Here is a 23,347-nt window from a genome sequence, read left to right on the forward strand (position 1 = left end):
GCATGGATTTTACTGGCTTATGGTAACATTTGGCCCCAGTTGATATCTGATATTTGGAGTAAGGAATGAAAGTGACACTCCCGGATTTTCACCGTGCAGAGGTTTTAGTCGTCGGTGATGTTATGTTAGACCGCTATTGGTATGGACCAACCAGCCGGATTTCACCGGAAGCCCCGGTACCTGTCGTCAAAGTAAATACCATTGAGGAACGTCCGGGAGGGGCGGCCAACGTTGCTATGAATATTGCTGCTCTTGGGGCGAATTCACATTTGGTTGGTTTGACAGGGGTTGATGACGCGGCGCGTGTGCTGGATGAAAAACTGACTAGTTTTAAAGTGCGCTGTGATTTTGTTGCTGTGCCGACTCATCCGACAATTACCAAACTGCGGGTACTTTCCCGTAACCAGCAGTTAATCCGTCTGGATTTTGAAGAAGGTTTCGATAACGTCGATGCGCAACCGATACTTGAGCGCATTAAACTGGCGTTACCTCATATCGGCGCATTGATTTTATCTGACTACGCCAAAGGCGCGTTGAGCCAGGTTCAGCAGATGATCAAACTGGCAAACGATGCCAACGTACCGGTGTTAATCGATCCGAAAGGGAGTGATTTTGAACGTTATCGTGGCGCAACTTTGCTAACGCCGAATTTGTCTGAATTTGAAGCGGTGGTCGGCCACTGCAAAGATAACGACGAACTGGTTGAGAAGGGCACTAAACTGGTCAAAGACTTGGATCTTCAGGCATTACTGGTCACCCGTTCTGAACAGGGAATGAGTTTGCTGAGTGTTGATCATCCACCCCTGCATTTGCCGACATTGGCGCAGGAAGTGTTTGATGTTACTGGTGCCGGCGATACGGTGATTGGTGTGCTGGCAACGGCGATTGCGGCTGGAAAGCCACTGAATGAAGCCTGTTTCCTGGCGAACGCCGCCGCGGGTGTTGTGGTTGGCAAATTGGGAACTTCAACGGTTTCGCCGGTTGAACTGGAGAATGCTATTCGTGGCCGTTCTGAAACCGGTTTCGGTGTTATGAGTGAATTTCAGCTTAAACAGGCAGTAGCTCATGCTCGCCAGCGTGGCGAAAAGATTGTGATGACCAATGGTTGTTTCGACATTTTACATGCTGGTCATGTCTCTTATCTGGAGAATGCTCGAAAATTGGGTGATCGATTGATTGTCGCCGTTAACAGTGATGCATCAACTAAACGGTTGAAAGGTGAAACCCGTCCTGTCAATCCACTGGAACAACGAATGATAGTGCTATCTGCACTGGGGGCTGTGGATTGGGTTGTTCCATTTGAAGAAGATACGCCACGTCGTTTGATTACGGATATTCTGCCGGATGTATTGGTGAAAGGTGGAGACTATAAGCCTGGAGAGATTGCCGGTAGTGAAGAAGTTTGGGCTGCTGGTGGTGAAGTCAAAGTGCTGAACTTTGAAGATGGTATTTCAACAACCAATATCATTAAAGCGATTAAAAAACAGTGAATAATGCTTTATAAAACAGAGCTTGCTGGGAAATAAGGTACTGGCAGGGGGATGCCGATTGGAGTGAAGAACTATCGACACTCCAGCGGCATGATTTTGTGAGCAGGGCTGTGGGGGGATTCCATTTTGTTTACCCTGCCGTGTTTAATTCATTTATTTTACATTTACCTAACCTGCTATAATCATTTGAAAATGAAAATGAAAATGAAAATGAAAATGAAAGTGAAGAAGTATTAAAGTTTTTTGCTTTTATATCAAGGGCGGATTTAACTGAATAAATACAACTTCTTAGCGGGGGATTTAATTACATTTAATCGAAAAATTATTAACTGTTAAAAGAGAGCTGAAAAGGAATCCACACGTAAAAGAATATTATCCGAATAGACGGGTATTTAAGTGCTTTCTCGCCGGTTATTTTATGAATAAAACCCTAAAAATAATGCAATAAAAAAGGGATAAAACGGTTAATCTGGCAGGATTTAAGTCCTGAAACAGGAGGTGATTATCGGAAAAACAGAAAGGGGTGTTTTTATATCATCAGGTTATTTATTTGCTGATTTATGAAGAAAAAACAAAGGGGGATGACTTATTAAAACTGCGGGTAAGACAGCGTTAGTAAAGATAAAAAATGGGTATGATGAGTATTCGTTAGACGTAAAACATGATAAGCCAATGATGATTAAACTTAATAAAAAGCAGGCGTTAAAAGGGGTAAAAAAACGGTTAAAACTTTATACCGATTAACATTATCAGTTAAAAAAATGAATGTTAATCACAGCTTAAAACCTGCCTTAGTTTTGTGGGTATTTCAATTAAGGGCCCTGGAGTTTGATATTTATGACCGTACCTTTAATCGACAAGCTCCGGTCTGGCAACCACACTTAACAAGGTGTCCCTCCAATGCAACAGGTATTCCCTGGATATTGAATAAGTTGGAGCCTTCCGCAATAGCGCCGGTTTGTTTACAGGCGGGACAAAATACCGAATCACCTTTACGGGCAACCTCCAGTTGTTGGTTTACCAAACCGGAACCATTGAGAACATTTCCGCCGGTTGTTGTGGTATCACCTTTAAGGATAATTTTTTTTCTTTCCACTACACTTCGCATTATTTACTCCGTTATATTTTCCGCTTCTCGTATTAAATGCCAGATTGTTGTGCCCGGTTCCGCGCCCTGAATATCAAAAGCCATCGCGCCCTGCGCAAAGAAATACTGCTTGCCAGGGATGCTATCGGTTCGCCAGAATCCGCTGACAAGAGCCGGATGGCTTCCCTTCAAAGGGGTCACGTGCAGAGGCCCACGGTCATAGCGGGCATACCAGGCCAGGGTGGAAATATCATCAAAATGACCCGCACCATAAAAGTGAAGAGAATGGCCTTCACGGGGGATCACCCGTATCGGGCGTATCAGCTGGTTAATGGCAAAATAACTCTCCGGCATGTTGCCCGGCAGTGGTGTCAGATCTGGGTATTGACCGGCCCGGATAATCAGACCATTTCGGTAAGGGCTAATCGCCACATCCGGGTAGCGTGCTAGCATTGTGCGTATCCAGACTTCCCCACCCAGTCGCCCTACAAAGCGTTTAGACAGTAGGGTGATCCAATTAATGCCCCGGATAGAATGTCCATACTGTAATACCGCAGTATGAACCGCAGAATTGACTTGCAGGGAGGGATAACGTTGCGCTAGCTGGTACTCTAAGGGAAAGTAGTCATGGTAATCTCTGGGGATGACCAGGCTGTAGCCACAGTCCCCACTATCCGGTTCGAGTTGTTCGCACAGAAAATCCAGCCAGGCCATAAATTTGGTCATGCCGTCTTGCTCTTTCAGATAATCCCAAGGAAGTGTCAGGCTTAGGTAAGAACTGCCGTTATCACCGCTTATTTCCCGGGAATCCAGATAACGCATCAGATAGCGAGGGGCTTCATAGAGATTTTTGGCGTCACTGACTACCCAACTAGAAAGCTGGTTTTTTTTTCGATTAAGAATACCTTCTTCGACTTTGGCAATATTTTCTGGGGAATATTTTTTTAATCCCTTTAGTGAATGACGATGAAAACGTAGGTGGGTACCAAATTCTTCGCGAAAGCGGCGATAACAGGCCAGAATGCGTTGCTTTTTCTCTTGGGTGTAACCCTGTTTAAAAAACAGGGTAATCGAGATACCCAGACGGGAAACAGTCAGCCCATCACCATTGGTAAAAGTAAAACCAACCAGTTGTGATTTTAACCGGGAAAGATAATCCGAAGTTTCCATATTCTCTCCGTTCATGATGAGATAGTGGATAATCTGTTATTCCCACATATTTGCTGCTTCCCGTATCAGATGCCATACGGTTGTACCCGATTCTGCTCCCTGAATATCAAAGGTTGTCGCCCCCTGAGCAAAGAAGTACTGCTTGCCAGGCAGACTATCAGTTCGCCAGATCCCGCTAACCAGGGCTGGTTCGCCGCCTCTAATCGGAGTTATATGCAGAGGTCCACGGTCATAACGGGCATACCAGGTTTGTGTGGAAATATCATCAAAATGACCCTCTCCATAAAAATGCAGTGAATCACCTTCTCCCGGAACAAAACGTATTGGGCGTATCAGTTGGTTAATGGCAAAGTAACTCGCCGGGACACTGCCCGGCAGTGGCGTTAAGTTCGGGTATTGACCGGCTCGGATCATCAGACCATTGGAGTAAGGGCTAATCACCACATCCGTGTAACGAGCCAGCGTTTTGCGTATCCAGATTTCCCCACCCAGTCGTCTTACAAAGCGTTTGGACAGCAGGGTGATCCAGTTGATGCTCCGGATGGCATGGGCATAATCTCTCAGTGTTGTATGAACCGTAGAGTTGACTTGCAAGGCAGGATAACGTTGGGCTAGTTGATACTCTAAAGGAAAGTAGTCATGGTAATCTCTGGGCAGGACCAGACAATAACCACAGTCTCCCCAGTCGGGTTCAAGCTGTTCACACAGAAAATCCAGCCAGGCCATAAATTTGGTCATGCCGTCTTGCTCTTTCAGATAATCCCAAGGAAGTGTCAGGCTTAGGTAGGAGCTACTGTTATCACCGCTTATTTCCCGGGAATCCATATAACGCATCAGATAATGAGGGGCTTCATAGAGATTTTTGGCATCACTGACTACCCAACTAGAAGGCTGGTTTTTTTGTTGGTTAAGAATGCTCTCTTCGACTTTGGTAATATTTTCCGGTGAATATTTTTTTAGCCCTTTCAGCTCATGACGGTGAAAACGCAGGTGAGTGCTGAACTCTTCGCGAAAACGGCGATAACAGGCCAGAATATGCTGTTTTTTCTCCTGGGTGTAGCCCTGTTTAAAAAACAGGGTAATCGAGATACCCAGACGAGAAACAGTCAGCCCATCGCCATTGAGGAAGGTAAACGCGGCCAGTTGTGATTTCAACTGGGAAAAATAATCCAAAGTTTCCATATTTATCTCCTTTCATTATGAGGCGGTGGCGAATGTCACACTCGCCAATATTGCCAGGACAGCCGCTAATGCTGCGGCGCTGACTGCTGCTGCGGCAGCTAAAATTTCCACCAGTGCAATCAGCGCGGCAGCGACGGCAAGGGTGACGAGAATAACAACGGCAACGCCGGTAATAATTACAACCACTTCCAGCATGCCTTCCCCCACCTCTTTCAATATTTGCATCCAGCTAATGTTTTTCAGCTCTTCCAGGGTGATATCTGAGCCCTGTTGCACGGTTTGCCACCGGGCTTTTATCTCATTCTCAGTCCAGGTCACGATTTTCCCGGTTTGTTCATTAACCCAGGAAAACGCGTAGCTGACTTGATGAGTGACCGGATCAATAATCTCTTCGCACACCCACTTTCCAGTTTTACTAAACCATTCCCCAAACTGAGCAAGGAGCTCCCGGGTACTGTCGCGGACATAATTCAATCCATTTTCGGCCAGACCAGCCACCTCCTGCCCGAGGACAACCCAGTCTTCATAGCTGGGTAAAAAAGACCAGGGAGAAGTGCTGAGAAGCGGGAGTTTTTTTGTCAGCGGCTGAGGAATGGTCCCCGGCACACCCTCTTCGGGCGGGATGGGTAAAGCTTCATCATCAGGAGGAGAACCGGGCCGCAGCGGGGCCAGCGGTATCGGATTTTTATAGTGTTGTGAGCCGGGTTGGTAATGTTTTCGCCATGCCTCATCATACTGTTTTTGCTCTTCTGTGCGGCTATCATCGACACGCATCACACCAAAACGGTCTTCGGTTGCAATCTGAATGTAATCAGTTTGTTGCCCTTTACTGAGGGAATCCCCCGGAAATTTAACCTCAATCAACATTTTCAGATTATCAGGGTGCACAGAACCATCGAAGTAGGTGGCATTTCTGCCCGGCCAACGGAGTGCTTCATCCTTAACCAGAATAATATCGGGGCGGCGAATACGTTTAACACCAAATTTCTCCCCGTCGTCGACAGAAGGCCGGGCAAACGGATTACTGGATTGTGGTAAATTATCACCATAATGTTGCTTCGAGACTTGACTGGTTGCCAGCATGGGGAGAGGAACATCCTTCTTCCCTCGGATAGCAAACACCACTTCCGCTTTATAGGGCCACAGGAAGTCATGTTTAAGCTCCTCAACCTTAATCAATCCACTCATAATGACTTGATTAAGAAAGCGAATAGCCCCCAGTTTGGTGATAATCATTGCCGGCAGACGCAGGGCGTATTCAGCTTTTCTCGCCAGATAACAGGGATCTTCATCGGCGGGAAAGACGCCGATTTCCATCGTGCAGGTGATTGATGTGACGGCAGGGCACATCTTGCCGCTGTTGGATATTGCCATACTTACTCCTCCATAAATTCCATAACATACTCTACGGGCGCGTTATCACTGACCTCGTATACGGTTTTCTTCGGCTTGGGTGTTGCTTGCGGTGAATTCAGTTGCAGATTTTCCTCTGCCGCACTCTGCACGGTCATCGTTCTGCCCAGCACGTCAGTTTTACCCGGGATGACCTGACCATCGCCAGTGGTGATGGTATAGCGGGTATTCACCAGCGGTTTATCGCTTTGCTCACTTCGCAGGGTATAGCGGGCTGAATAATCAAACAGCGCACCGGCGGATTTCTTGCCGGTGATGTGGTCGGTCATAGTGATGCTGACGCCCTCAATACGGATATTCCCCATGGGATCAATGACTATCTGTCCGCCTGCGTTCCCAATGGTGATTTGCCCGCTGTCAGAGTGCAGCGAGATATGTTTACCCACGGTAATTTGCTGGTTATCGGCGACGTTCAATTGATGACTTTTACTAATGGAAATAGCTTGCTGACCTTTAATGGTCACCGTTTGATTTTGACCGACTTCCAGCGTCTGGCAGCCCTGCACGGCTTCGTCATCATCGTTTTTAATTATCGCAGTGCGGTTATGCTTAACGTCTGTTTTCTGGTCATGGCCTATCTGCGTGGTTTTATCCCAGAGAACCTGGGTATTCATATTCCGCTGAGCATGAATAAACACTTCCTCGCTGCCTTTGGCATCCTCAAAGCGCAGCTCATTAAATCCCTGGCCCCGGTGGGTGCGGGTTTTAAAGGTGGTTCGGGTTTTCTCCGCCGGTAAATCAAGCGGCGGGCGGTTGAGGCCGTTGTAGGTACAGCCCGTCACAATCGGGCGGTCAATATCACCATTCAGATAGCTGACTATCACCTCCTGCCCGACGCGGGGTATCGCCATAAAACCGAAACCGTTGCCGTTCCAGCCCTGTGCGACCCGTACCCAGCAGGAAGCAAGGTCGTCCGCTTCATCGTAACGGTTCCAATGGAAGTGGATACGTATCTCGCCGTGTTTGTTCACATAAATCTCTTCGCTGCCCGCCCCGACCACCGTAGCGACTTCATCACCGTCCGCCAGCGGTTTGTAGCGGTAAGGTGGCCGCCAGTCCTGTCGCCCTGGAATAAAGGTGACATCGTTTGTCAGTGTTGTTCCTTCGCCACCGTCGTTTGACGGCGATAGGCTGCCGCCCATAATGAGTGACAGACAACACCTGCCAGCGGTCATTCATCGTTTCTATTGGATGGGATTGCAGCGTAAAAATTCTACCCGGACGAAGCCGGATACAGTTGGTTTGGGCTGTGCCGACTTTGCTGTAGTTTTGTAACTGCTCTAACCGCAGTTGGGTAAACGGTTTTCCTTCCGCATCCCACTGAAAACGCCCGTAGCTTTCAAATACCGAACCGTACCCACGATTGTCGGCTGTCTTCCGGTGTTCGAGCGAATATTTGGGGTTAAGAAAGTTATAGTCTTTCTGGACAGTGCCATTCGGGCACAGGTATTCGCCATAGCTCCACTGGTATGCCGTGGTATCGGTATCGTCCGTTTCAGGATGCGTATTGTAAGTAAGATCGATATCCGCCCGCATGCCCATGCGGCAATCACAGAACAACATCTGTACTTCATCAAACCAGAAAGCAATGCCCTCTTCCGCCGCCAGCCGGCACCAGAAGTCATAGTCTGATTCCCGTTTTTGCGTGGTGTATTCCCGTTCAGCATGGCGTTTATAGAGCGTATCACGGACAAATAAAATACGATGCTCTTTAAGCAATTGCGCCAGGATTTCCGGTACAGATTGTCGATGGAAGATACGGCTATTCTGATTCAGCGTCATTAGCCACATGGGAGGGCGAATGGTGAAGGTATAAAAAGTACGACGGCCATCGGTATTACCCTGTTCAGCGCCGGCGATTAAACCATTAATGGTGCGTTCGGTAACGCCATTACGGGTAATGGTCAATGATGCACTGCTCCCTAATTGGTCATTCAAAGGAATATCATCACGTGAGCTAACCCCCTTTAACGTCAGGCTATAAAGCTGTGACAGCTCTTCCTGCAAGGTAAATTGCGATACCTGAAAGGTTGTTTGGGGCAATGCGCCAATTTGGCAGGTGAAAACTAATCCATCCATATTTGAAACCTTACATAATTGAACCCTAATTCTGAAACGGGGATAACACAAGCAGCCATTAAACGCATAATCACGTTCAGCTCTTTTAAATAGCGTCGTGCCGCGCTTCTTCATATTATCGAGCCGGTATTTCAACTTTATAGCTCTGAATACAAAAACAGTTCCAGCCTGTTCCGCAGTAAAAAAATGAAAGCGGGGAACACTCATCACTTAATACGTGGCGTTTGAGAGCACAATAAACCGTTTCCAGCTGAGTAGTGTGGAAATAAATAACAGGGAATTTCGTCCTCTGAATGTTATGACCACAAGATCACGATATTTATCATATAAACATGACAAGAATGTGACCAATATCACATAAAATGGTTAATTAATCGCTATCCATCGTGTGGAATGAATAAAAATTGCCGTAAGTTTTTGCTTAATACGGGGGGAATCTAAAACCTCAAAAGCGTCAAGATATTAATCAGGTATATTTGGGCTGACGATATATGCTTTGAGTGTTTCTCTTTGAATGCGGTGACCGTCTTAACGATCACCTTTAATTGAATGGCAATGAGATAAAATGACGTCGGGGTTAATTGGCGATTAGCTTTCCCATGATTCTCTTTTTATTGAGTTGTTATCAGATGGCGTATTCTTATCTTCAAGTTTCTCCTCCAATTCATTTAAACGCTGCTCCATCGCCGTTAATTTTTCACGGGTACGCAGCAGAACCTGAGTTTGAATATCAAATTCTTCGCGGTTAACTAAATCAAGTTTGCCAAGCTGGGATTGCAAAATCATCCGTAATTTTTTCTCTATATCCTCACCAAATTCTTTAACTCCCTTGGGTAAGGAATCCTGGATCTGGCGGGCGATTTGTTCAATTTTTTTGGGATCGAGCATGATGCATCCTTTTTATGACATAAATAATCTCCGATAGTGTAATACCAGATGGTAAAACCACAAACCACTGTGAGCCAGGTTTCACATCTGATTTTGTTGATTGCCCCCGGTAAATATTAGCGTTATAGTTTGCTGGCTTATCTCAGGGCGGGGTGAAAGTCCCCACCGGCGGTAAACATCAGGTCATCTTACGGGTGACTGGGTGAAGCCCGCGAGCGCTCCGTTTGTGGTTATCTTTATGATAAATCGGAGGTCAGCAGATCCAGTGTAACTCTGGAGCCGACGGTTATAGTCCGGATGGGAGAGAATAACGGCATCTGTCGGGCATTTTGCCCGCCTGTTGTTCCGGCTATGGCATGTGAACATTATATTAATAATATTAATGTTATGATGTGGTGTCATAGTGAGAACTCCTCAAGACTGCCCTGATTCTGGTAATCCATAAATTTTAACGAGGTTTTTTTACCATGAATCAGACGCTACTTTTTGAATACGGCACATCATCAGAACGTGTTGAACGCGCTATTGACGCTTTACGTGATGGCGGCGGTGTGATGGTGCTGGATAATGAAGATCGTGAAAATGAAGGTGATATTATCTTTGCGGCCGAAACGATGACCGTAGAGCAAATGGCGCTGACTATCCGTCATGGCAGCGGTATTGTCTGCTTGTGTCTGACAGAAGACCGCCGGCAGCAATTGCAATTGCCAATGATGGTGGAAAATAATTCCAGCCCATTCCAGACAGCTTTTACTGTAACCATTGAGGCTGCTCAGGGGGTGACAACCGGCGTTTCTGCGGCTGACCGTATCACAACCATTCGTGCCGCGATTGCGGATCATGCGAAGCCGAGTGATTTGAACCGTCCGGGCCATGTTTTCCCACTGCGCGCGCAACCAGGAGGTGTCCTGGTCCGTCAGGGGCATACTGAAGCGACAATTGATTTGGTCAGTTTGGCAGGTTTCAAGCCAGCAGGTGTATTGTGTGAATTGACCAATGATGACGGTTCAATGGCTCGTACCCCTGAAGTGGTGCAATTTGCGAAATTACATAATATGCCGGTGGTAACCATTGAAGATCTGGTGGCTTATCGTCAGGCAGTAGATCTGAAAGCCAGTTAAAACGTAATCGTCTGATAATCGGCTGAAATATCGGTTATAACGCACAGATATTTACCAAAACCACAGTTCGCACAAGCTGTGGTTTTCAGTTTTTTTGAATAACTCCATCATCTTCTGCACACTGTTTTGCCTGTCTGAAAGGCGTAATCTCTCTGCAAGTATTAAAATTACCTATATTTGGTGTGAGAGGTCGTATGAATATTTCCAGAATGCCAGCTCTGTTTGTTGGTCATGGCAGCCCAATGAATGTACTGGAAGAAAATCGTTATACCAACGTCTGGCGTGAGCTTGGCGAACGATTGCCTGTCCCCAGAGCTATTCTGGTGATTTCTGCTCATTGGTACACCAATGGCACAGCTGTAACCGCCATGACTCAGCCGAAGACTATCCATGATTTTCGAGGTTTTCCACAGGCATTGCATGAAACTCAGTATCCGGCTAAAGGATTACCTGAACTGGCTGCTTTAGTGCAGGAACTACTGGAACCTGTGGCGGTTTATGCCGATCACCACCAATGGGGATTAGATCACGGGACTTGGGGTATTCTGATTAAGATGTATCCTCAGGCCAATATTCCTGTGGTGCAGTTGAGTATAGATGACGCTAAACCGGCGGCGTATCACTATGAATTGGGGAAAAAGCTGGCTGCTTTGCGAGATGAAGGTGTGTTGATCCTGGGAAGTGGTAATGTGGTACACAATCTTCGTGCTATGAAGCGGCAGGAACCTAATGCTGAACCGCACCCTTGGGCAGAAACGTTTAACTGTTATGTGCGTGATAACCTTACCAGCAATGAGCAGCCTTATCCTTTGGTTCATGCATTGGACAGGGAAGATGGTCAGTTATCTAATCCATCTCCTGAACACTTTTTGCCATTGCTGTATGTCATGGGAACATGGGATAGAAAAGAGGTGGTTTCTATTCCTGTGGATGGCATTGTGTCCGGGTCATTGAGTATGTTGTCTGTGCAGGTTGGTTAAATAGTCAATTTTCGGGCTGTATTGGTTGAAGTTTTTTACCCTTTTGTTAGGTTCCTGGTGGCGAGATCATCGCCACCTTGTCCGCGGAAAGGGCTGCAATCTTGACTCAACCCAAAACTTCATCTTTATTTTCCTCTTCACCATTCAGAATCAATCTTGAACAGCAGCGTAAGCGTGCAAAAGAGTTGTGTAATGCATTACGACAATCGTTTCCTGAGGCAATTGAACGTTTTCGTCGTTGTTATCCGCATTTGACACAAGAGGAATTAGTTCAACAGCACAGTCGATTGAGTGATGCTCAGTGGGTAATTGCCCGTGAACTGGGGCTTTCAAGTTGGGCCAAATTGAAAGCTCATGTGGAAGAGATGGAACAGGCGAGGATGGCTATTCAAACGCAGAATGCAGCGCCAGATAATGGATGCAGGCTTTGTTGAGGCAGAAGCGGTAGGTTGAAATATGCTAAAGAAACAAAACCATATTTCTACAATAACCAAGTTAAGCCACCCTCTTCTTTTGTGAGGACGGCTTTTAACTAACGGTTTTCGCGGGTATGCCAAAGGTCTACAATGTAAATTGTATCGTTGGATATCTCGTAATGGACTTCGTAATTACTAAAAAGTACTTTACGTACCTCGCGGGGTTTATATCTAGGCTGAGGAATCCCTATCTTAGGTTGCAGTGCCAGATCCGTAGTGCTGATAATTAGCAAAAACCGCCGTAAACCCTTGCCCAGTGCGAGGGTGTCGCAAAAGGGTTGAGGTCACTTTTTCAAGCATCAAGTTAAATTCAATCACTGACTTTGGGCAGCCTGTTATTTGTATGGATAACAGGCTAAAAATAATCCCTAATATCAGAGCCACCGCTCTTGATAAGTTATAGGCCATTGCATGCAGGGAAAACTCCAGCTTTACCGCTGACAATCCCTTACGCCGAAAGCGTTCCAGTCTCTGAATTCCCCGTAATGCCGAAAATACCGGTTCTACCAGGCTCTTCCGTTGACTCAATATCTGTTTTGACTCCGGTCGGGCCATATGCAAACGAAGTGTCTCCCGCTCTTCATCTTCCGGATAACGTTTTATTTTTCTTCCTCCTTTAGCCTTTGTGCAGCCCGCTTTCTGCGGGCATCCGGCACAATTGTCAGCGCGATAAACCCGATAGGTCCGCGTTTTTTCAGTGGCTTTCACTGTACTTTGCAGGGACAATTGGTGATGAGCAGGACAAATATAGCAATCTTGCTCAGCATCATAAGTAAATAAGGATTTAGGATAGATTTTTCGGGTACGCTGTCGGTCTGAATTTTCTGCACAAAACAGCCAGATCTGATGTTTCTTCGCCTCAGCAATCACATCGTCATGGAAATAACCGGCATCCAATAACAGCTTTTCCGGGTGACCTCCCGAGATAGTGAGATTCTGCGCCAATAACGCGGCCATCACTTGGGTTTCACTGGAGGGGTCGACCGTTTGAGCGACGATAATTCGTCTGTTGTTGACTAAAACAGACGGTTTATAGGAAGTTGAAAATCCCCTTCCCCGCTTGAGTTTCTGGACGACGGCGTCGGGTTCTGTTGGATTGATACGCAGTTGGCTGGCATCCTTCCTTTTTTTTCGCGATTTTCTTGTCGGCGCCGTAATACGTTGGCTCCCTGTTCCAATTGCTTTATGCGTTTTTCTGTCTGCGCTGTGGCAGGGGTAGCCGTGAGAGTATTTTTTTCACGTGAAATCGCTTCCTGAGTTAAAAGGTGGTAATGAGAACAGGCCGCCTCTATCACTGTCCCGTCACCGGCCAGGCACGAGCCGTCCGAACGACTGCGGTGCAAAATGGATAAGGTCAGTGCCTTAAAAAATGGTCCCGTCAGGACGGATTGGTGCTGATAAATAAAACGCCCAAGACTGGCATGATCGGGCGTAATTCCCTGGCTGACAAAAATACAGCCTAAATCTAAACGCGCAAGTCGTTCAAGTTCTCTGAGCGAGCAGTGTCCTTTCATGATCCCATAAAGCAGGATCCCCATCATGGAGCGTGGAGAATAAGGGGCTCTCCCTGTCGAAGCATAATGGCGTTCAAAGGGGCCCCAATCTTGCTCATCAAGAATGTCAGCAACAATAAATGCGCAACGCTCCCCCATTTGCCTGAGATAATCAGAAAGGGAAAGGGAGCCATCCAATACAGGTAAGTGCTGAGCTTTGACAAACTGACGTTTGGTGTAAGCAGACGGTTCCCGTTTTCGAATGAATAAGGTCATAAAAGAGCTGCGCCTAAAGGAAGAGCGCAGATTTTAATGGATAACATGACCTTTTGCGACACCCTCTTTACGGCGGGGAGCAGTCACATGGTCTAATACATCATTGGCATGTGATTTACTGTATTGACAGGCAAAATGATAGATGCGCTCCAAATCATTTTGAGCTTTAAGTGTCCAATAAACTTCCATGATTATGATGTTTTCAGCTTGGATGCAAAATTAATAACATCTGAATGATTCACAATACGGCCTGTATCGACATCCGCGAGGCCAGCCAAAATCATTTGGTGGCGATGTTCACGCTCCTCAATCATTGAGGTGAGAGCCTCTTTAATGATCCACGATTTTGAGCGGTCTAACTCTTTGGCTAAATCGTTTATAGCTGTAGCTAGTTTGATAGGTATCTGTGCGGTAATCGTTTGTTTTGCTGATATGGACATAAGAGCTCCCAATAAAAACCAATAATAATTATTGACCACTATAGCATCAATAACGGTCAGATTCTTTACTTTTTAAGGCTTGATAGCTGACCGATGAGACAGGGATTTTGTGTGAAAATGCATTGATGTTCTGCCACCAGAAATTTCATTGGCTCAATTATCTCTGTGTTATATAAAGGAATAGGTTTCGTGAGCAGATTAATAGAATGCGATCGAAAAAAAATGTAAAGTGAGTAACTTGAATTTTAGATGAGTAGCTGTAATTTTAATGTAATTAAACATTATATGGGCAGATTAGCGGATGACTAGTAGAAGAGATATAGAAAATGGTAGATTAATTTATACTGAAGATTTAGGGTGGATCGATTTGGGTCATGCGAAAGGTGATGACTCTAAGATGTTGTGGAATCAATTAATCACTGAAGGTAATGACTCACCTTATAAAAAAGGCTATTTCTTGGTTTACTATTTTCAGGGGATGAGTAAATATAATATTTCAACTAGAGTTGCTGCTCAGTGGATGGTAAAAAAAGGATTATCTATAGAAACTAAAAGGTCCATTGCATTTTCAATAATGTACTGTGTTTCATTGGAGTTTGAAAATTTACAATCAAACTCATTTTTTTCCCGTTTTAGCGATAGTGGATTTAGTTGTGAGGATTTGGTTTCAAATTTACTTGGTTTCTATAAATCTATATTACCAAGGGATTATATGTCTTTAATAAAGCCTAAATCTATAGAGTATGCATGTAAGATATGGGATTATTATGGACCAGTTGGTAAATATAAGAATAGAGAGCTAAGGCCTTGGATTTTCCCTGATCCTGACAAGTATCCTAATAATGCTTTTCCGTATAAGAAAAACCTTCCACATTATATGAATATAATTAAGCCTTTTTCTTCTTATGAAAAAGATATTGTTATCAGTCATTATAAACCTACAGCTATTTATGGGTTGAAATTATGAAAAAATTAACCGTGACAGTAATGGTAATGATATCAATAATAGTGTTTTCTTGTGTCGGAATATCATTATGGTTATTTATGATGCCGAATGTTATCTATAAAGAAAATGACTTCTTAAAATATCACCTGCTTACTCATAAAAAAATAAAAGAAGCTACTCGTAATTCTCAAAATTACTTCTTCGAATATTATCCAAATGATGAATCATCGCCTGTATATAGTTCTGTTTATTTTTGTGATTTTGATTTGAAACGTATGGATAATAACTATAATGAAATCATTAATTATATAAAATCAACTGGTTATACAGTAAATAATGACGACGTATGGTATATAAAAGGATTTGAAACTATATATGACGATTCTTTTATATTGTCAAAATCACCTGTGGTTGGAAATGAAAAGAAAGAAAATTGCTTAGGATTAACCTTTGCTGAAAATGTTAAATGACTTTAATAAGCTCTGGTTATCAACTGATATTATTAAGGAATTAATGGTTTTAATTAAGAATGTTTGGTGTCAGGTTTTTCAAAAGAAATAAAATGATCTGAATTATTTGGGGATTTCTCCCCAAAACATTAATTTTAACTAACCCTTTCATCCCATATGCTATATCCTGATGTACCTGCGGTATGGTGTTTCCAAGTTATATTTCCATAGGCAATGGATATAATCTCATAGGGCTGTGCATCATTATGGGTAAGTGAATTGGGGTAATGGGTAGATATATTGGTTATCGATGCATGCATGATTTCAATTGAATAATATTTCTCTTGAGAACCATTATTTGATGTTCTATAGAAATCTAATCTGCAATTTATTGATTCGTTTTCTGATATTGCTATGCCTAATAAAGGCGATGATTTGTCTATTGGCTTAGTGATTGAAATAGGTGAGTGATTAACATTTTGTTCTCGGCTGATATCATGGTCAAATGAATAAACATAAATTTCATTTTCATGACCCGTTTGATATTTATTACCGATGGAATCATAGGTAGAACAACCGCTGGATATCAGCCCTTGCTTTTTACCTATGATGGTTAAATATATTATGTTCGCCATATTATTTATCCTTTTTTATAAGCTTGTAAGGGTACAACGTTTTTTCATCGGATTTTAAAGGGAGGAATTTGCGGTATTTTACGATCTTCCTCATTCCTCCCTTGTCTGGATATTAATCCAAAATAATGTGCGGATAGAAGCGGGATAAATCTTGGGTTATTAGTTCACGGTCTTCACGCAAACCAATACCACAAGGCTGATCATTGACCAGCCAGCTACCAACCAGCGTATAACTGTCACCGAATTTTGGCAGTGTATGGAATTGCTGAACGATCATGCCTTCTTTACCATAAGGGCCATCAGCGCTGGCAATTTCCTTACCATTCTCAATGATGCGAATATTCGCCCCTTCCCGAGAGAACAGCGGCTTAATAACATAGCTGTCCATTGCTGGATGGTTATCATCAGCAAAATAAGCGGGTAACAGGTTTGGATGATTCGGAAACATCTTCCACAACATTGGCAGTAATGCTTTGTTAGAAATAATGCTCTTCCAGGCAGGTTCTAACCAGCGAACGCCGGCATCTTCCAGTTTGGTGGCGAAAATCTCACGGAACATCATCTCCCAAGGGTAGAGTTTGAACAGATTGCTGATCACCTGGTCTTGCAGATCAGTAAACTGGCCTTTCTCACCCAGACCGATATCTTCGATAAATAAGAATTCAGTCGGAACACCCGCTTCCAGCGCACAATCCTGTAAATACTGAATAGTACCGCGATCTTCTTGCGTATCTTGACAGCAGGTCATGTGTAATAAGCCAAAACCATGTTCATCACGCAATTGAGCAAAACGTTCAATCAACTGTTCTTGCATGCTGTTGAATTGATCGGCGTGTGCTGGCAACAAACCGGTATTCATCTGATCTTCCAACCAGATCCATTGGAAAAAAGCAGATTCATACAGTGAAGTTGGCGTATCGGCATTATTTTCCAACAATTTTGCCGGGCTTTTACCATCGTAAGCCAAATCCAACCGGGAATAGAGTGACGGCTGGCTGGTAATCCAGGAACTGCGGACAAAATCCCAGCAATGTTTTGGGATCTGGAATTTAGTCAACAGCTCTTCACTATCGACGACTTTCTCTACCACCTGCAAACACATCTGATGCAGCTCAGCAGTGGTGTTCTCGATTTCTTCAATTTGAGCAAGAGAAAACTGGTAATAAGCATCTTCACACCAGTATGGTTCACCATGCATGGTGTGAAAATTAAAGCCATATTCTGTCGCTTTTTCGCGCCAGTCCGGGCGCTCAGTAATAGCAATGCGTTTCATCCGTGATTAGCCTCCCATTGAACGTGAAGTAGAACCAGAGGAGGAACTACGCTGCATGGTTGACTGTTTTGCAACAGAGTTACCGAAGCCGCCACGGGTGATGGTTGTTGTCGTGGCAGGTTTTGGCGCCATAGCGGTTTTAGGAACCGTCATGGAACGGCCACCGGCGGTTGCAGGGCCATAGCTTTTGCCTGTCGCATCAACAAATTTACCGTTTGCCGGGCTGGTTGCGGATTTTGAGGTAAACAGCGGTTGTGATGGCGCTGCACCGCCGCCCATCAGACGTCCCATCATAAAACCTGCCATCAGAGGCATCCAGAAGCTGCCACTTTGCTGCGGTTGGGCTTGTGCATTGCTATTCGCGGCTGTGCTGGAGCCATCCGTGGTAGATGTGCTGCCAAGGCCCGCCTGTGCCGGAGCTTGGGTACATTGTGCTTCACCAAACTCAGCGATACAGTCTTCTTTGGTCGCATATTTAGGCGCTGTTTTTTCCGCTTCTTTCAACGCGTTGTTGTAAGTCAGCTTACATTGTTCACTTTGCGATGGGTTTGTCTGAGAACAGTCATCTGCATTCATGTAAAGAGAGACGGTTTCATCACTCTGTTCACAGGCAGATAACATGAAAACCGCACTGACAGCGATTGCCACAGGCGCAAGGCGATAACTGCGCCAGGCCTTACGGAATGTGTCGTGATTAATATTTTTGGTCCGCTTTATTGTCATAGTCGTATTATCCAGATTTTAGGTGTCTGTGATTCTTTAATGAAATAGCTCTAAGGTGTAAGGATAGGGGAAAGATGAGCAAAATTAAAGCATAAACCTTCGAATTGATAACCGAATTTTTTGTCTGACAAAGCGGTTGTCGGATATTGATTATCTGGTATTCCACTTAGTTTGGTTTGAATGTTGTAAAATATATATGAATCTTAAAAATCAGTGCTGTAATTGATATTTTGTGGTATTAATCCTACCCGTATAAGTTTCGGTAAATTAAAGATAATTAAATGGGTAACGTTATGATGTAAGTAAATCTACTAATTATATTATCTGCTGTTATAGCGCGAGAAAATAATCTCGGAAATATAATCTTAAATTAGTAACTGATTGTTATTATATTATTGGTTTTGTATTTTCTATTTTAATTAAGGAATTAAGTAGTATGGATAAAAGTCAATATTCAAAAAAATGGCAAGCGCGTTTTACATTCTTTGAACAGCACGGCGCTCCTAAGGCATCTGAGCATAAAGCTGCCATGAGAACAGAACCATTTGGTCGCCGTATCTTGTTGAACATGAATTTTATCGCCTTCTTTTTTGGTTTTATTTACTTCTTTGTTTTAGGTTTATGGCGAAAAAATTTGACCTTATTCGGCGTCTTTGTTGTCGTAATGATGTTATTAGGGGCCATTGAAGGTGTTCTGGGTATTGAGATCCCTCCAGCTGCTGACACGGGGATTAGTTGCGCTTTTGCGGCAATATGGGGAATGACCGCTAACTATGCCTATTATCTGAAAGAAACGGTGAATAGTCAGAGTTGGAATCCATTTGAAGGATTTTTCTGATTTATATATTTTCTGCATTAAGGTAAATATCGTATTTTCTTTCAGAACAAATTGTCGTTGGCAGTAAATAAAACAGCCCGCTTTCTGGCGGGCTCAGATTATTGACAAAGCGCCGCTTTTTAGCCGACACTTTGTTTTAGTCAAGTTCTGTTCGCTAAACGGAGTTTACCACCACGTTAAAACCCACCTTGAGGTAAAATCAGTGTGATTTTAGAATCTGTAAAAAGGGCAAACGCATCACGAAAAAACCGGTAAAAACGTTAGTCATTAAAGATAAAACCGAAAGTCATTAAAGATTTTTTAAAGCAGGTAGAAAACTCGGTACTATACTGATATTGGAAGAGAAAACATCAGGAAAAACGGCTTTTAAATCTATTAACTGCATTAAAAAAATTTTCTCAAACAAAATATTTCGCATGCCTGAAAGAAGTTTACGAAAAATGAGGATAATCGTTAAAAAAACTGAGAAGCTTTTAGATTAGACATGGAAAAAAGAACAAAAACGTTTAAAAGCATTAAAGATGATTAAAGAAATGAGCTATTTTCCTTTTTTGGCGATCGCAAGCACCTTTTTAGCGGTGATTAACTCAGTTATCCATCAGACAAAGGTTAAAAAAATAGGTTCCGATTAATACCAGATTTTTAAGCAAGACAGAATGACTAAAAAACAGTTTACTTCCCGCCATATTTAATGCATTTATCAGCGATGCTATACTCCGTTTATTTTATAATTACCTAATCTGCCATGACCATTTAAAAGCGAAAATACAGAGATATTAAAACTTTTATATAAAAGGTGGATTTAACTAAATACATGCAACTTTTCAAAAGGAGGGTTAATTATATTTAATCGAAGCCATCAACCATTAAGAGAAAGTCGAAAAGAAATCAGTACGCAAAGGAATATTATCCCAACAGATGGTATTAACACACTTTCTCATTGTATTTTATGAAGAAAATCATAAAAACAACGCAATAAAAAAATGGATAAAACAATTAATCTGGCAGGGTTAACACCCTGAAAAAACGGGGGGTTATCTGAAAAAACATCAAGGGTAGTGATTTATTAAAACTACTCAGAATTGCCGGTAAAACAGCGTCAGTAAAGGGTATGATTAACGTTGATTTAACGTAAAATACGATATCCTATAGTAATTAAACTTAATAAAAATCAGGTGGTAAAGTGGTCACAAACCGTCAAAACACTATATTGATTAAAACCCTAAATTAAAACAGTGACTTTAAATAACAGTTTAAAACCTGCTCATGATAAAACTCAAAGTGGGAGAGCCTGTAATATGGCTTTTCTACGGTTCGATTAAACCGTTCCTCTTTATAAAAACCATTGCCCGTGAACTTCACAAATGATTTGGATATTGCTATATCGTTTTTCAAAGCGCGAGCATGCTCATGTTCTAGTGGTGTTGTAGTCAAATAATTTCAGCTAGTTTCATAGATCTTTGTTGCAACTTTCCATATTCAACCAACAATGGATCATTATTGTCTTTTCAATCGATGAATATAATATCTAATCTGGAGCCAACATCCGCAGTGGATTCAGTAAACAGATATCTCGGATGTGTTCTTCACCAAGGCCAGCGGTTTTAAACCAGCGTTCACTATCGTTCAACCATTGCTCAACATCTGGCTGAACTGGCTGTCCAAGATCGGAGCTATAGACAACATTATTCACCTCCGATAACACTTCAAAAAAATCCTCAGTTGTCTGATAACCAAGATAAACAGTTAATGCCGTTTGCTCCACATAAAGCCAATCATGTTTACCCAACGCTTTAAGATCTTTCGCTTTTAATCCTGTCATAGGACTGGCAGGTTGGTTCAGCATGAACTTACAACCACCCGCAGCGGTAATCGCATCAATAATTAATACCCACAGCCATTCCAGTAGATCGAGCAATCTCGCACAACTCTAAGCATGGCTGCGGGTTATCAGCTTTAATACATAACCTAAGCAAACTAACGCCATTCATCTTCACTGCATAAATATCATCAGCATTAATATTGTGAGGATGAGCAATGACTACCAATCTTGCCTCAGGTACCGATTGATGAATATCTCGGATATAACTATCCGGAGACATACCTGTTAGACCAATATTAGAGATAGGTTTAAAAGAACCATTGCGATAACCGATTTCAGACCATTCCACGCCACTTTTAGTCAATGCTTCAACATGCTTTATAGCGTATTCTGTTGTAAAGTTGAAATTATTCAGGTATCCACCATCACGTAATGTGACATCTATATTATTAACCATTTTTCATTCCTATTTTAGTTTCTATTGTTTGTTTTTTACTTATTTCTTTATCACCTCTATTACCCGTTATATAAATAATACTACCGACCAAAGAAACAACTGTGATGATAGATGCCACTTTAATAGGTTCATGGTGAGAGATATAACCGATAAGCAATGACGCCAGTCCTGCACTACCTAATTGCAATGTTCCCATTACGCCGGAAGCTGCCCCAGCGGCTTGAGAATGAGTGGCAATTGCCGATGCAGTACCTAGTGGCAATAAAAAACCATTACCGAAAGTCAATACTGATATTGTTAGCACAGAAGTTATCAATGGGTAGGAACTAAAAAACATTTGTATCGTGAAAGCAATACCTCCAACAGCAAAGATGAGATAACCATGAGAAATTGTCTTTCTCACACCCTGCTGGCGACTTAATTTTTTAGCGGTAAGATTACCCAACACATAACTTAAAGAGAGCATTATATAGGTGTAACCAACATATTTTTCTGGTAATCCCATAGCTGTAAGAATAAATGGAGATTCAATCAAATAAGAAAAATATGCCGTATAAGCGAAGCAAGGTATTGCTGCATAGTAAAGAAACTCTTTATTTATTATCACTTGGTAAGTACTAACTAATACATTTTTAACACTCAATTTTTGACGTTTATTTATTGGTAGTGATTCTTTCAGCACTAGCAAACACAATACAAGCGTAGCTGTTATAAATAAAATAAGAAATAAAAAACAGGCTTTCCAGCCATAATATTCACTTAACATACCGCCGATCATTGGTGCGACAGCGGGTGACATTCCCACAAAAGGGAAAATAATCAGATAAAAATTGGCTGCCTCTTCCTTCCCCATTAAATCACTAATAATGGCACGACTTAATGTAATACCAGCACAAGCGCCTATTCCCTGGAATAAACGCAATAATAGCAACTCACTAATATGCGTACTGTAGAAAATACCGATTGTTGAAATCAGCCATATAATCATCCCAGAAATAAGAACCATTTTTCTTCCTAAACAATCAGTTAATGGTCCATAAATAAGTTGAGAAAAGGCTATACCAAATAGAAATATAGCTATTGCACTTTGTATACTAGATTCGCTAACGTGATAATAGTTTCCCATTTTACTCAAGGCGGGTAGGAATATATCCGATGAAACCAGCCCCCCCATAGAAAGAAAAGCCATTAAAACGATAAATAATAAAGATGAAGATTTATTGTTCATGGGCCATTAACCAATCAATATAATAAACATTATCCCAAAATAAATTCCGTATAAAATAAAAACCACGTGCCAGTTAAATTTACATTAAATGCACACAATCACTTATTTAATGAAAAAATTAACACCTTGCATGTAAGAACAACAAATTACTTTGCATATTATCTTGTGCTACAAGAATTAAGAGCTCTTTATAACAACATAAAGACAAAATCCCACCCACACTTTAGATTAATAATTTTTTACTCTATAAATACCCCCTCCAAATATTGAGATACTTTTACACAACTTATTCAATAATTAACTTTTACAAAAATAAACTCATATAAATATCAATTAAAAAAATAGTAACACCAACATCACTTTTAGCAAACAAAAAAACACAGAATTTAAGTTCAAAAATGAATAAAAAAAACACAAAGCACAACATATAATACTAAAAAAGTCATTTTTGAGATTCCAGCACGAACATGTACTTGCTCTTTTTGTACCAAGCACAATGCAGTCTGGACATCATTCCCAGCAGGGCAGCCTCGGCTGAGTATCAGAGAACAAAAACTTCTACATAAATGCAACATCACTGGCACCGCTATGCCTGTTTTCGTGGGTTGCAGAAAGTGCAAATACAGTGTCTTTTGGCAGCCACAACCCAAAATATCAAGAAGATAGCCTTGCTGGTTGCGATGCTTTGTTGTTTTTATCTCTGGAGAGCGAGCATTTCATTGCAGGAGAAGCGAAAATAACGCCTTGTCGGACGATTAAATTGGCTTAATGAGGAAAATGGATGGCACTATGATTCATAATGAAAGGAGCAAACCCCGTTATTTTCAACGAGGTTTGTCAGCGGTCTGAGCCCGCTTTCTGGCGGGCTGTTATTAGTGAAG

Annotated in this window: 21 protein-coding genes, 4 pseudogenes and 1 riboswitch; of the genes and pseudogenes, 8 read left to right on the top strand and 17 right to left on the bottom strand. The window is 42.6% G+C overall.

The window, feature by feature from the left end:
* Positions 1-65: 65 nt before the first annotated feature.
* Positions 66-1,490: a bifunctional D-glycero-beta-D-manno-heptose-7-phosphate kinase/D-glycero-beta-D-manno-heptose 1-phosphate adenylyltransferase HldE gene (gene hldE, locus VY86_RS13565; protein WP_046975333.1), complete on the top strand. Its 1,425-nt coding sequence runs from the start codon at positions 66-68 to the stop codon at positions 1,488-1,490.
* 835 nt (positions 1,491-2,325) lie between these two features.
* Here the strand turns inward: hldE and VY86_RS13570 are convergent.
* The 6 genes and pseudogenes from VY86_RS13570 to ubiK form a co-directional block, all read right to left on the bottom strand.
* The gene (locus tag VY86_RS13570; RefSeq protein ID WP_046975334.1) at positions 2,326-2,598 is read right to left on the bottom strand and encodes a PAAR domain-containing protein; all 273 of its coding nucleotides are present in this window, start codon (positions 2,596-2,598) and stop codon (positions 2,326-2,328) included.
* Between the two features lie 3 nt (positions 2,599-2,601).
* Entirely contained in the window at positions 2,602-3,747 is a 1,146-nt protein-coding gene (locus VY86_RS13575) for a DUF3396 domain-containing protein (protein WP_046975335.1), read from the bottom strand.
* Positions 3,748-3,783: 36 nt separating this feature from the next.
* Complete coding sequence (locus tag VY86_RS13580) at positions 3,784-4,929, bottom strand: DUF3396 domain-containing protein (RefSeq protein WP_036836781.1); 1,146 nt, start codon at positions 4,927-4,929, stop codon at positions 3,784-3,786.
* Positions 4,930-4,944: 15 nt separating this feature from the next.
* A complete protein-coding gene (locus tag VY86_RS13585; RefSeq protein ID WP_046975336.1) occupies positions 4,945-6,303 on the bottom strand; it encodes a VRR-NUC domain-containing protein in 1,359 nt (452 codons plus the stop codon).
* A gap of 2 nt (positions 6,304-6,305) precedes the next feature.
* Positions 6,306-8,628, bottom strand: a pseudogene (gene tssI, locus VY86_RS13590) (type VI secretion system tip protein TssI/VgrG).
* 381 nt (positions 8,629-9,009) lie between these two features.
* Positions 9,010-9,309, bottom strand: coding sequence for a ubiquinone biosynthesis accessory factor UbiK (gene ubiK, locus VY86_RS13595; protein WP_046975337.1), 300 nt, complete (start codon positions 9,307-9,309; stop codon positions 9,010-9,012).
* Positions 9,310-9,444: 135 nt separating this feature from the next.
* Positions 9,445-9,622, top strand: a riboswitch (FMN riboswitch).
* 154 nt (positions 9,623-9,776) lie between these two features.
* Here ubiK and ribB point away from each other — a divergent pair.
* The 3 genes from ribB (at position 9,777) to VY86_RS13610 (ending at position 11,844) form a co-directional block, all read left to right on the top strand.
* On the top strand, positions 9,777-10,430 hold the full coding sequence (gene ribB, locus VY86_RS13600; RefSeq protein WP_046975338.1) for a 3,4-dihydroxy-2-butanone-4-phosphate synthase: 654 nt from the start codon (positions 9,777-9,779) through the stop codon (positions 10,428-10,430).
* Positions 10,431-10,624: 194 nt separating this feature from the next.
* Positions 10,625-11,410 carry a 4,5-DOPA-extradiol-dioxygenase gene (ygiD, locus tag VY86_RS13605; RefSeq protein ID WP_046975339.1) on the top strand — a complete coding sequence of 262 codons (786 nt, stop codon included), beginning with the start codon at positions 10,625-10,627 and terminating at the stop codon, positions 11,408-11,410.
* A gap of 101 nt (positions 11,411-11,511) precedes the next feature.
* A complete protein-coding gene (locus VY86_RS13610; protein ID WP_046975340.1) occupies positions 11,512-11,844 on the top strand; it encodes a hypothetical protein in 333 nt (110 codons plus the stop codon).
* Positions 11,845-11,942: 98 nt separating this feature from the next.
* On the opposite strand, the pseudogene VY86_RS23525 reads toward VY86_RS13610, so the two are convergent.
* The 5 genes and pseudogenes from VY86_RS23525 to VY86_RS13630 all read right to left on the bottom strand — a co-directional run.
* Positions 11,943-12,116 (bottom strand): annotated as a pseudogene (locus VY86_RS23525) (type II toxin-antitoxin system RelE/ParE family toxin); the annotation flags it as partial.
* Entirely contained in the window at positions 12,079-12,993 is a 915-nt protein-coding gene (locus tag VY86_RS13615) for a transposase (RefSeq protein WP_338012151.1), read from the bottom strand. The pseudogene VY86_RS23525 and the gene VY86_RS13615, both read right to left, overlap by 38 nt.
* The gene (locus tag VY86_RS25925; RefSeq protein WP_238591471.1) at positions 12,903-13,655 is read right to left on the bottom strand and encodes a transposase; all 753 of its coding nucleotides are present in this window, start codon (positions 13,653-13,655) and stop codon (positions 12,903-12,905) included. Before VY86_RS25925 ends, VY86_RS13615 begins: the two co-directional genes overlap by 91 nt.
* An 84-nt stretch (positions 13,656-13,739) precedes the next feature.
* Positions 13,740-13,844, bottom strand: a pseudogene (locus VY86_RS13625) (type II toxin-antitoxin system RelE/ParE family toxin); the annotation flags it as partial.
* A 2-nt stretch (positions 13,845-13,846) separates the two neighbouring features.
* Entirely contained in the window at positions 13,847-14,095 is a 249-nt protein-coding gene (locus VY86_RS13630; protein WP_021324144.1) for a CopG family ribbon-helix-helix protein, read from the bottom strand.
* Between the two features lie 301 nt (positions 14,096-14,396).
* On the opposite strand from VY86_RS13630, the gene VY86_RS13635 reads away from it, so the two are divergent.
* Together VY86_RS13635 and VY86_RS22610 are read left to right on the top strand one after the other, a co-directional pair.
* The gene (locus VY86_RS13635; protein WP_046975342.1) at positions 14,397-15,062 is read left to right on the top strand and encodes a hypothetical protein; all 666 of its coding nucleotides are present in this window, start codon (positions 14,397-14,399) and stop codon (positions 15,060-15,062) included.
* A complete protein-coding gene (locus tag VY86_RS22610) occupies positions 15,059-15,511 on the top strand; it encodes a hypothetical protein (protein ID WP_052760838.1) in 453 nt (150 codons plus the stop codon). The genes VY86_RS13635 and VY86_RS22610 overlap by 4 nt, the downstream gene beginning before the upstream one ends.
* 134 nt (positions 15,512-15,645) lie before the next feature.
* On the opposite strand, the gene VY86_RS13645 is transcribed toward VY86_RS22610, so the two are convergent.
* From VY86_RS13645 to VY86_RS13655, 3 genes are all read right to left on the bottom strand, one after another.
* Complete coding sequence (locus VY86_RS13645) at positions 15,646-16,125, bottom strand: Hcp family type VI secretion system effector (RefSeq protein WP_046975343.1); 480 nt, start codon at positions 16,123-16,125, stop codon at positions 15,646-15,648.
* A gap of 112 nt (positions 16,126-16,237) precedes the next feature.
* Positions 16,238-17,398, bottom strand: coding sequence for a glutathionylspermidine synthase family protein (locus VY86_RS13650; protein WP_046975344.1), 1,161 nt, complete (start codon positions 17,396-17,398; stop codon positions 16,238-16,240).
* A gap of 6 nt (positions 17,399-17,404) precedes the next feature.
* Positions 17,405-18,121, bottom strand: coding sequence for a DUF1190 family protein (locus VY86_RS13655; protein WP_046975345.1), 717 nt, complete (start codon positions 18,119-18,121; stop codon positions 17,405-17,407).
* A 436-nt stretch (positions 18,122-18,557) separates the two neighbouring features.
* Here VY86_RS13655 and VY86_RS13660 point away from each other — a divergent pair, with 436 nt between their 5' ends.
* Entirely contained in the window at positions 18,558-18,959 is a 402-nt protein-coding gene (locus VY86_RS13660; protein WP_046975346.1) for a DUF2628 domain-containing protein, read from the top strand.
* 1,528 nt (positions 18,960-20,487) lie between these two features.
* On the opposite strand, the gene VY86_RS13665 is transcribed toward VY86_RS13660, so the two are convergent.
* The 3 genes from VY86_RS13665 to VY86_RS13675 are packed head-to-tail and all read right to left on the bottom strand — an operon-like array spanning position 20,488 to position 22,466.
* A complete protein-coding gene (locus VY86_RS13665) occupies positions 20,488-20,877 on the bottom strand; it encodes a hypothetical protein (RefSeq protein WP_193386953.1) in 390 nt (129 codons plus the stop codon).
* Positions 20,837-21,238, bottom strand: coding sequence for a beta/alpha barrel domain-containing protein (locus VY86_RS25330; RefSeq protein ID WP_052760839.1), 402 nt, complete (start codon positions 21,236-21,238; stop codon positions 20,837-20,839). The genes VY86_RS13665 and VY86_RS25330 overlap by 41 nt, the downstream gene beginning before the upstream one ends.
* A complete protein-coding gene (locus VY86_RS13675) occupies positions 21,231-22,466 on the bottom strand; it encodes a multidrug effflux MFS transporter (RefSeq protein WP_046975347.1) in 1,236 nt (411 codons plus the stop codon). The genes VY86_RS25330 and VY86_RS13675 overlap by 8 nt, the downstream gene beginning before the upstream one ends.
* 569 nt (positions 22,467-23,035) lie before the next feature.
* Here VY86_RS13675 and VY86_RS24825 point away from each other — a divergent pair.
* A pseudogene (locus VY86_RS24825) lies at positions 23,036-23,206 on the top strand (IS5/IS1182 family transposase); the annotation flags it as partial.
* Between the last annotated feature and the right edge of the window lie 141 nt (positions 23,207-23,347).

Origin of the sequence: Photorhabdus thracensis, from assembly GCF_001010285.1 — a bacterium.
GTDB lineage: Bacteria > Pseudomonadota > Gammaproteobacteria > Enterobacterales > Enterobacteriaceae > Photorhabdus > Photorhabdus temperata.